This window comes from Mesorhizobium sp. M1D.F.Ca.ET.231.01.1.1 (assembly GCF_003999155.2).
Classification (GTDB): domain Bacteria; phylum Pseudomonadota; class Alphaproteobacteria; order Rhizobiales; family Rhizobiaceae; genus Mesorhizobium.
Genome location: NZ_RZOZ02000077.1, coordinates 1 through 405, shown reverse-complemented (window position 1 = coordinate 405; position 405 = coordinate 1). Strand labels below are relative to the sequence as shown.

Below are 405 nucleotides of genomic sequence, written 5' to 3'. Positions count from 1 at the left end.
GCGACGCGATCTCACCCTCCAGCCTGCGGCTCTGGCGCACAAGCAGCGCCATCACCTCATCGAGGCTGGCGATGATCTCGGCGTTGGCGGCAGCGCACTTGCGCTGCTTCTGGATGGTGAGATCGCCGGTGACCTGACCGAGCCGCGCCACCAAGGCCTTGAGACGCTGCTCGGCCGCGCTCGGCGGCGGCGTCGCTTGTACGCGCTTGGCCTGTGCGTAGCCGACGATCATGGCGGCATCGATCCTGTCGGTCTTTTCCAGGAAGCCCATCGCCTCTGCAAAACGGCGTACGTTGCGCGCATTGACGAGAGCGCAAGGCAGGCTCAGCTCCCACAGCAGCAGGAACGCCAGCCGCTCGCCGCCGCCGCTGGCCTCCATGACGGCAAGCTCGACGCCATGGCCCT

Annotated in this window: 1 protein-coding gene; it reads right to left on the bottom strand. The window is 67.4% G+C overall.

The annotated features are described in order from the left end of the window. Positions 1-405, bottom strand: a 405-nt coding sequence (locus EN874_RS32355) for a transposase (RefSeq protein WP_135884718.1), incomplete at both ends; no start/stop codon positions are given.